Below are 3,137 nucleotides of genomic sequence, written 5' to 3'. Positions count from 1 at the left end.
GTTGACCCATTGATGGATAAAGATGGATGGGAATTCTCCGATGGGCCTGGTTGTATCCCTGATACAGTCAATGGTGCTCGCTATCTGCGGGAAGTTTATATCAAAGGTGACCCTAACTGTACCGGACGGGTGACAGTTCCAGTACTTTGGGATAAGGAAACTGGCACGATTGTTAATAATGAATCCCGTGAGATTATTCGGATGTTTGACATCGAGTTCGACGGGATTGCTCAGTCGGATATCAGCTTTTATCCGGAGAATTTACGGGAAGAGATTGATAAAACCATTGATGCCATTTACCAACCTATTAATAATGGTGTGTATCGAGCTGGATTCGCTACTACTCAGCAAGCTTATGAGGAAGGAGTAACTGACCTCTTTGATGCCCTTGACTATTGGGAAGGGGTATTAGCTAAACAGCGTTATCTCTGTGGCGATCGCATTACAGAAGCCGATTGGTGTATGTTTACCACTCTGCTACGCTTTGACTCAGTTTACTATTTCCATTTCAAATGTAATTGGCAACGAATTCTGGATTATCCCAATTTGTGGAATTATCTCAAAGACCTTTATCATCAGCCAGGGGTAGAAGAAACTTGTAATATTGACCACATTAAGCAGCATTATTATAGGAGTCATCCGTTTATTAATCCCTCTGGTATTGTTCCAAAAGGACCACAAATTAGTTTTAGTGATTAAGGCGATAAGCTATTAGTTATCAGTTATCAGCTATTAGTTATCAGCTATCAGCTATCAGCTATCAGCTTTCAGCTATTAGCTATCAGCTATCAGCTATCAGCTAATGTGTACTTGAGATGCTTTTGAATAAAACAGGTAAGCATTGGTTTAATCTGAGTTAAGTCACAGGCTAGAAGCCTGTGCCACAGCTGATGGCTGACCGCTGACCGCTGACCGCTGATGGCTGACTGCTGACCACTGACCACTGACCGCTGATAACTTACCTATCAAGTTATTCTTGATTCAAGAAAGGAGACTTAGATTTGATTTTAAATACGGAATCTGAAAACTCACCAAGGGAATCAGGGACAGATACAATTTCCGGTTCGGTGCGTTTTCCAAACATCAAGGTAGCCTTACTAGTAGAGGGAGAGAAAAGAATCTGTGTGATTTTGCTATAATCCCACCGTTTCTGATCATAGAGAGCAAGCACCTTCGTAAGATTCTCTAAAGTCATCTCCTCCTTATTCTCGAACATAAACTCAACAGGACGATTAAAGACTTTGTCCAAAAACGTGCCGTAAAACTCATCAATATATAGGTTTCGAGTTTGTGTCATCATCAGTACCTTACGCAATTCCTGACTTAACTCATAGGCTCCCTCTTTGGTGCAAATCACCTGCTCATTGATAGCAACGGATTTCTGAGACCCATTTTTGCGACAGGGATTATTGTTAGAAGACTTTACCACTCGTCCAGAGTTGAGGTCGTCCCCAAGTTGATCAAACTCATCAACCACTCCGCGTGTGCCTTGGATTATACGCCTGCCTTCACGAATGGTATTGGTTACCTCTTGAACATCTCGACGGATTTGGCGGAGCTCATCGAATAATCCAGCAATCTCGAAGGTGCTAACATTGCTATTGTCATGCTTCCGAGGTACTATTCCGGCTTTTGCGGGAAGCATTTGCCACATCACGGACGCTGACAACAGGTAAGCTGAACCTTGGAAAATGAATTTGTGAACCATGACTATGGAATCCTGACTTAAAGTGGTCCACTATCTTTTTCTTTTGGCAAAATGAAAATCCGGAAACTTATCCAGCAATTTTTCCGGATCTGCTTTACTTACCCTTGTAAGATCTCCCCATCTCCCCACCCTCCCCACACTTCCCACACTTCCCACACTTTTCACCCTACTCCCTACTCCCTACTCCCTACTCCCTACTCCCTATTTCCTGGATTTCCCTTCGATAGCGCGGACCTGCTGGTATTCCCCAGCATACTTGCTGCTCTGGGATATTACTAAAAACACTGCTGCGAGCACCAATTACCGCATTAGCTCCAATGTGGACACCCGGAGCAACAAAGCAATCGGCGGCAATCCAGGCTCCGTTACCAATATTAATCTCAGATGTGATTAAACCAAAGGCTGGGTCTTTCATATCGTGGCTACCAGTACAGAGGTAACATTTTTGAGAAATCACGCAATGACTACCAATGCGAATTCTATCCAAGCTGTAGAAAACCACATCATCCCCAATCCAACTGTACTCACCAACTTCTACTTTCCACGGGTAAGTAAAACGAGCAGTGGGTCGAATAATGACATTAGTACCAATTTTGGCTCCAAATAGTTGTAGCAGCCATCGGCGGAAGCCATTGAAGTTATGAGGACTTAAGGGAAATGCGATCGCTTGCACCAACCACCAGAGTAAGATTAACCAGCCCGGACGTCCTCGGTCAAACCAAGATTGGTCGTACTGCCGTAAATCAACTAAGGGTGCTAAATCTAAAGCTGGTAGTTTACTTAAGTCATTAGTCATAATGAAGAATTAAGAATGAAGAATTTAGAATTTAGAATTTAGAATTTAGAATTTAGAATTTAGAATTTAGAATTTAGAATTTAGAAGGCAGGCAGAATTTATAAGGTAGCCAGAATTTAGAAGGCAGGCAGAATTTATAAGGCCGAATGTAAGGAGGTACACAAAATTAATTACACATTTCATAAAACTCAAAGCCTTACAATGTAAAGGTTACAGAGATGGCGATTCGGTAATTAATTCTGTGTAGGTGCTTAGAATGCAGAATGTATAATTCTCAATTCTACATTCTTAATTCTACATTCTTAATTCTACATTCTCAATTCTACATTCTCAATTCTACATTCTCAATTCTACATTCTTAATTCTTAATTCTTAATTCTACATTCTTAATTCTTAATTCAAAATGGAGTCTCAGGTATTTGGAGAGACAACTGATGGCTTTGGCGTTACTGGTGTCTGTACTGGTTCAGTTTTTTCTACATTCAGCTTACCGCTAAACTTTTGTAACTCATAGAGTTTGACACCAATTTGATACTCATACTGACTCAACAGGCGTCCATAAATGTACCCAGCTTTTCCATCTAAAAAGCCCAGCTGTATAAAGTAAAACAAAATAAACCGCAGTATTGGTTA

Annotated in this window: 4 protein-coding genes and 1 pseudogene; 1 reads left to right on the top strand and 4 read right to left on the bottom strand. The window is 41.2% G+C overall.

Annotation, left to right across the window (positions count from 1 at the left end; all coding sequences use genetic code 11):
• Positions 1-699 (top strand): glutathione S-transferase C-terminal domain-containing protein (locus F6J94_RS32295; RefSeq protein WP_293047706.1); only part of this gene is annotated, 699 nt, incomplete at its 5' end.
• 271 nt (positions 700-970) lie between these two features.
• On the opposite strand, the gene F6J94_RS32290 is transcribed toward F6J94_RS32295, so the two are convergent.
• The 4 genes and pseudogenes from F6J94_RS32290 to F6J94_RS32275 form a co-directional block, all read right to left on the bottom strand.
• Positions 971-1,708, bottom strand: coding sequence for a hypothetical protein (locus F6J94_RS32290; RefSeq protein ID WP_293047704.1), 738 nt, complete (start codon positions 1,706-1,708; stop codon positions 971-973).
• A gap of 30 nt (positions 1,709-1,738) precedes the next feature.
• Complete coding sequence (locus tag F6J94_RS32285; protein WP_293047701.1) at positions 1,739-1,873, bottom strand: hypothetical protein; 135 nt, start codon at positions 1,871-1,873, stop codon at positions 1,739-1,741.
• Positions 1,874-1,895: 22 nt separating this feature from the next.
• Positions 1,896-2,504 carry a hormogonium polysaccharide biosynthesis acetyltransferase HpsU gene (gene hpsU / locus F6J94_RS32280; RefSeq protein WP_293047699.1) on the bottom strand — a complete coding sequence of 203 codons (609 nt, stop codon included), beginning with the start codon at positions 2,502-2,504 and terminating at the stop codon, positions 1,896-1,898.
• Between the two features lie 411 nt (positions 2,505-2,915).
• Positions 2,916-3,137: pseudogene (locus F6J94_RS32275) on the bottom strand (glycosyltransferase family 2 protein); the annotation flags it as partial.

The sequence above is a fragment of the Moorena sp. SIO1F2 genome, assembly GCF_010672755.1.
Taxonomy (GTDB): Bacteria; Cyanobacteriota; Cyanobacteriia; order Cyanobacteriales; family Coleofasciculaceae; genus Moorena.
The sequence above is the reverse complement of the archived record's forward strand: the minus strand, read 5'-3'. Positions and strand labels throughout refer to the sequence as shown.

Bases quoted from the DNA above. Each gene is read 5' to 3' on its own strand.
- F6J94_RS32290 (WP_293047704.1), bottom strand. From the start codon at position 1,708: ATGGTTCACAAATTCATTTTCCAAGGTTCAGCTTACCTGTTGTCAGCG.
- hpsU (WP_293047699.1), bottom strand. From the start codon at position 2,504: ATGACTAATGACTTAAGTAAACTACCAGCTTTAGATTTAGCACCCTTA.